This window comes from Motilimonas sp. 1_MG-2023 (genome assembly GCF_030547455.1).
Classification (GTDB): domain Bacteria; phylum Pseudomonadota; class Gammaproteobacteria; order Enterobacterales; family CBDFNC01; genus Motilimonas.
Genome location: NZ_JAUOPX010000080.1, coordinates 1 through 5,632, shown reverse-complemented (window position 1 = coordinate 5,632; position 5,632 = coordinate 1). Strand labels below are relative to the sequence as shown.

The window sequence follows — 5,632 nt, the reverse complement described above, 5'->3', positions numbered from 1 at the left end:
AGGCTCATATCATTTCCTTAATCTATTGACGTTATTGTCTCAAAATTAAGTGTCCGATGGGATTAGACCAGAACAGACACCGCGGCTCTCTGTAACTTAATCAATAGAAACATGACGAATTCGAGGTAAGTCCTTTACACAGCCTTGTGTATATAAGGTCACTGGCTCTGAAGTTGATTTAGCGGTAAGAACAAAAGGCTAAAGTGGCTGGGCGTAACACATACTTTCGCCATGTAGTGCAAGGAGCTGGTGCTAAGGCACTCTATTTATTGGTAATAAAAAGTGCCTGTCTTTGCTTGAAACAATTAACTGACCCTTTTATTCCTATTTTTTTCCGTATTTTGATGCTACTCCGCCCTCGCATAAACTAAGTGATTTAGGCTTTGTAATTGTTCAAAACTAGAGTTACTAACTATCACTTCTACATCGCAGTCATCAAGATCAACAAAATCACCACAGATTTCTCCTGCGGCTGAATACAACATATCAAGTTCATCTTCAGAAAGCTCCCTTTGAACATAGATCAGCATCCTCAACCTTCCATCACAACAAACTTCAATGAAAATAAAGCGCATTATAGAAGTTATACAGAATAGCAATGCTCTCTGCGCTGATAATAAAAGTTTTGATTGATCTACGTTCATTTTTTAAAAGCCTTTATTTGGATTAACAGGGACTATTTTGGGTGATTTTAGTGACTGAATCATAAATACGTTTGTTGCTGCATCTATATCAGGCAACCCATTCGGGCTTCGTACGTTCACATACCTACCAGAAAACAACAAAGGAAACAACAAAGGGGTCAGGTCTTGCCTTTTGCATGTCGGTCAGATCGAGCGAGATTCAGGGACAGGCAGTGCGCCGAGCTATGGGCGTGTTATCGTAAGGTAACAGGTTAAGCGTTAACATGGGAAGCCATAGGCTAAGTATTGAGCTGCGTAATCATCTTGAGCAATAAAAAGTGCCTGTCCTGTATTTCTTCTTAACTCACCACAGGCTAACGCTTAGCTTGCAGCACCTATTTTCACTATACAGGGCAGACAGCCGGGGCTAAGGTACTCTATATATGGGCAATAAATAGTGCCTGCCCTGCTTTTACACTATTAGTCCGGCCCCCTTTACTCTTTAACTACCCTTACCTTGGTAGCTGGTGTAGTCTTCAAACTCAGATTTTCCTATTCGCCCAATTTTTTCCTCTAACTCGGCCCAGTCTTTCCCCGCACATTTACCACAATATTCCTCAATCTTTGAAATAATAAAATCAATATCATAATCAAAGACAATAATCATATGACGGCCAAAGACTAACCGTTCGCTGCCATAGTTAGATATGAGCCATTTAGGCGTACATACTTGCATATCGAAGGATTGAAAACTATCGTCCTCTTCAGGCCCTATCATTGCCTGCAATAGAAAGCCAAAATCATCAGCTTCATCAGGCCAAAACTTATCAAAATCAACATCCGGTGAATGTATACTTTTCAAAATAGCTTTCATTACATTAATCCACTATATACAGGTGAGCGTTACTTTCCCAAGCTTAGTCTTCTCACGTTGTTCAAAATTTGATTGTACTCCAGTTGTAGCTAGATAAGGCACCACCAGAAAAGTAGTCAATAAAGGAAAATGCTCCAGATAAAAAAGAAACGACCACAACAAAATACAACATTTTAATTTACATCCTTAGTGAGCAATGACAGCGGGCAATTAACAGTAACACCTCCCGATTGTTCTTCTTTACTCCCATCAGAGTTAAATTTGTACAAGAAAAATAGGTTAACCTCCCCCCCATACGTATACAGAGTCAAACGAAAGCCTGACGGTAAATACATATAATAAATTCTACTCTCTCCAGAATTCCTACTTTTAGCGCTAGGCCCTCTATAGTTCAATAGACACGCGTAAAAATCACCAAGCTTTCCATCCTCTAACTCTCCGTTCCATTCTTCACTTGCACTTAATTTATATGGCGTTTCTACGTTAAACCGATCGAGTTCAACCAAGAAGTCATCAGCGGTCCAGAATGAATAAAAAACCTTAAAAAATATAAAAATAATCACTACCAACGCAATGTTAAACTTTACTTTTTCTGACAATTTCACAACCCTTCTAAATTAATTATTAATCATAAAAATTAAAGTGATTTTAAGCTACCAGTTCCAGATTTGGTATACACGGATGAAGTAGCAAGACCTTTTAAGCCAGAAATAAAGCAATAAAGTGCCTGTCCTGTATTTCCGCGCACTTCGGCTTGTATGGCGTTGCTGATGGCAAAGGTGGATTTGTTGCTACAAGCTGTCACATCAGCGCCAGCATGGGACAGCTCGACCAATACGGTATTGGTGTGGGCATAGGTGATAATATGCTTCACCGTTCCTTTTGTATCTATCCATGCGGCATGGGCGTTGGCGCACAGCAACCAAGCCATAAGGCCCACAAGCCAAGGCCCAAGGCCTTTCATTCCTTTGGTTTTCAATGGTTTTACTCCTGTAAACTCTCTACTTACTTGCTATTTGCAGACTGCTTCACGCCCGTAGGCCCCCTGTCATGGGGTGATAGGTTTTATCGCAGCATGACTGCTGCTCCTACTTGTCTTTCACCTTCTTGAATAACAGGCTAAGGTGGCCGGGCGTAACGCATACTTTAGCCATCTAGTGCAAGGAGCTGGTGCTAAGGCACTCTATTTATTAGTAATAAAAAGTGCCTGTCCTGTATTTCTCTGTCCCATCTTTTTCTTACATTTATTCATTCGGAGTTTGTTTCTGTATTAGTAAACTCACCACATATAACATCTAACATCACATCTCCACTTTCTAAATGTAGTTTGTATAATTCGGCTTCTTTAGGTTCATAGGTACTTCCACCTCGCCCTAAAAATGAATAATTATTCAACTCAAGAAAGGTAGCATATTCATCGGGCTTAATTACTTCATAGCCAACCTCCCCGATATAACAAGCTAGCCCCTCATTTTCTTCAAAAGTATTTTGATAGCAAAAGCTATACACATTTGCACACGTTATCTTTCCAATCTCCAGACCTTTGTACATGTCTAAAAATATCAATTCAATTGTTCGCCCATCAGGTAATAACTTGATAGAATCCAAATTTACATCGCTATATATTAACTTATTCTTCACTTTCATCAGACACCTTTTCATTTGGATGTGGACCAACAATTTGCTCAACAAAATGACCGGTTTCGTGAGATTGATCTTCAAGCACATTGCCTTCATAATCTGTTCTCTGGTTAAACTTATGAGTTTTATCTTTTGCCCACACCCTTTTCTGAACAATAACTTCACCAGTAGGCTTAACGGTTATAAGACCACCATTAGCGCTCTTATATGTTACATACCCATTTATTTTACTTATTGAGTGAAATTGAAAACCACGTTCTGTAAGATCACTATGCAACTCCGTTCTAGTTTTTGGCCTACTTTTTTGTTCATTCAATTGAATCGAAATATTCTGCCCAATATCTGCTCCATACGTTGCAGTATCAGCAGTACCTATATTTTCTTGTTTATCATTGGCTGTATTGCTGCTTAATGCCTCTTGGGCAGAGGTAAGCTCAGTGTAGCTTGATAACTGCCCTACTTGTGTCGTTTCCGTATCACTTGAAATATTATCAGCTACATTCGTTTCTGTTGTCGAGCCAACTGTATCTTCAAGTGAGCTGTAATCTTGGGCCAACGCAATTTCCAATGATAGCTTAGATAATTGAAGCGCTCGTTCATGCATCAAGCCGCGCATCGACCAAGGGTTTTCAGCTCCTAATTGTTGAAGCGTGCCAAACCCCATAAACATTGTCCCTGTAGCAAATACAGGTCCAAAATTCTGAGGTGTAACCATGTACCCACTCGGATCCACATTCACCAGCGGGTTGCCATAGAAATATTGATACGGGTTATAGCTTTGGCTGTACATGGGGTGGCCAACCACGGGATCGGCTTGCAAGAAGCGCCTTAATCCGGCGGCGTAGATGCGCCCGCCCATGTTGATGATGTCGAGATCTTTCACATGCTCGTGGCCGGTATAACCGTATTGGGTTGGGCGCAGGGTTTGTAAGCCTAAGGGGTTTAGGCTGACATCTATCTGCTCACCAAAGGGGCGGTAGTAGTAGCGATTCACTTCTTGGCCACTGCCATTTAAGGTCATTAATACCGAGCCTTGATGGTCTTTAATGGTGTAGAAGCTGTCTTTGCTGTTGTTCGAGCGCTGGGTGAGCACCATATCACCGATAAAGTACTTCTCTTCTACCAGATCACCTGCTCCGCCATTGCGACTATGACGCTCGTAAAAGGCATGAATAAATTCCGTGGTTAAGCGCTCTACCTTGCCTTGGTAAATGCGATTTTCAACCTTTTTAAAGCGCTCGCCGTCGGTGCCATAGCTGTATTCGGTCCAGTCATTACTGTTACTCGAGCTGCTAATGCGCTTAACTTTGTCAAAACTGGTGTAACTAAACTGGTAGCCGTTGTAGTTTTTAATGTTACCACTGGCGTCGTAGTTTAAGGTTTCACCGTTATGACTGCGTAATTTGTAGGGATCATTCGGGTCGTAGTCATAGCTTGAATTATCTTGTCCCACCGTGGTAGGGGTAATATTGCCGAGGTTATCGTAGCTGTAACGATGAAAGGTTGTGATGCCAAGATCAATCGGCGTGCCAAGGTCGCCTCTCCCAGAGCCTGTGCCGGACTCAAACTGAAACTACTTGTCTTTCACCTTCTTGAATAACAGGCTAAAGTAGCTGGGCATAGCACATGATTTCGCCATGTAGTGCAAGGAGCTGGTGCTAAGGTACTCTATTTATAAGCAATAAAAAGCGCCTGTCCCATCTTTGGTTTTAATTATCTTTTTAAATATCTTTTTGTGTATTAAATAGTGTGGTTTTATATTACCGTAGGCGCTAGACTCTCTATTTATTGATAATTAACAGTGCATACCTAGGCTTTTCTACCCCTTTATTTTTATATACACTCTTCTGGCAAACACAAACCTTTACAACCATGCATCTTTAGTATCTCAGTTAAAGAATCATTAACTAACAAATGGACGCCATAATTTATTTCTCTAGCTATTATATAATCACCTTCATTATATTTTATTTTTTTAAATCTCATTATTTTTTTTGTACCAGGAACAAAATCAAATATTGACTTACTTTTATCTAGAGCATCAACAAAGCTTAATACATTTACAACATAGTAATCTTCAGTACTGTCATCTTCGCATTGAACCTTTGCTTTAACAAACTGTATATTATTGCTACACTCTGCTAGTAGATTACATATTTTTTCATTAACTAAAGGTACTCGCTTGTTATTTGCCAACTCACAAAATTTTCTTAATTTTTTCAACTTACAATTAAACCTGAAAATTGGCATTACATCATCATCTACTTCTTTCGTATTTTGGAAGATACCAAAATAAAAATTGTTAGTTAGTTCACCAACCATAACCTCCGGCACATTCGGGTTTCTCCAAATATATACCATCTCTATTTACCCCAGCTACGTTTATTTTCATTTAAAGCCCGCTCGCCAGTTCGCATTAACGTAAACGCCCCATGATCCCACGGGCTGATGTTGCTAATGTTTGAAGTTCCAAGGCAGGAGCGCATCGATATCT

Annotated in this window: 7 protein-coding genes; all 7 read right to left on the bottom strand. The window is 40.1% G+C overall.

Features of this window, described 5'->3' with window-relative positions; translation table 11 throughout:
* Nucleotides 1-347: 347 nt before the first annotated feature.
* Nucleotides 348-530 (bottom strand): hypothetical protein, encoded by a 183-nt coding sequence (locus Q4519_RS21245; protein ID WP_303515869.1) that lies wholly within the window; start codon nt 528-530, stop codon nt 348-350.
* A gap of 595 nt (nt 531-1,125) precedes the next feature.
* Nucleotides 1,126-1,497, bottom strand: coding sequence for an immunity 8 family protein (locus Q4519_RS21240; protein WP_303515867.1), 372 nt, complete (start codon nt 1,495-1,497; stop codon nt 1,126-1,128).
* Nucleotides 1,498-1,670: 173 nt separating this feature from the next.
* Complete coding sequence (locus tag Q4519_RS21235) at nt 1,671-2,096, bottom strand: hypothetical protein (RefSeq protein ID WP_303515865.1); 426 nt, start codon at nt 2,094-2,096, stop codon at nt 1,671-1,673.
* A 38-nt stretch (nt 2,097-2,134) separates the two neighbouring features.
* Nucleotides 2,135-2,476, bottom strand: coding sequence for a hypothetical protein (locus Q4519_RS21230; RefSeq protein WP_303515862.1), 342 nt, complete (start codon nt 2,474-2,476; stop codon nt 2,135-2,137).
* 269 nt (nt 2,477-2,745) lie between these two features.
* Entirely contained in the window at nt 2,746-3,144 is a 399-nt protein-coding gene (locus tag Q4519_RS21225) for a hypothetical protein (protein WP_303515860.1), read from the bottom strand.
* Nucleotides 3,128-4,591 (bottom strand): RHS repeat domain-containing protein, encoded by a 1,464-nt coding sequence (locus Q4519_RS21220; protein WP_303515857.1) that lies wholly within the window; start codon nt 4,589-4,591, stop codon nt 3,128-3,130. The genes Q4519_RS21225 and Q4519_RS21220 overlap by 17 nt, the downstream gene beginning before the upstream one ends.
* A 380-nt stretch (nt 4,592-4,971) precedes the next feature.
* Nucleotides 4,972-5,472 carry a DUF1629 domain-containing protein gene (locus tag Q4519_RS21215; RefSeq protein WP_303515854.1) on the bottom strand — a complete coding sequence of 167 codons (501 nt, stop codon included), beginning with the start codon at nt 5,470-5,472 and terminating at the stop codon, nt 4,972-4,974.
* Nucleotides 5,473-5,632: the final 160 nt, after the last annotated feature.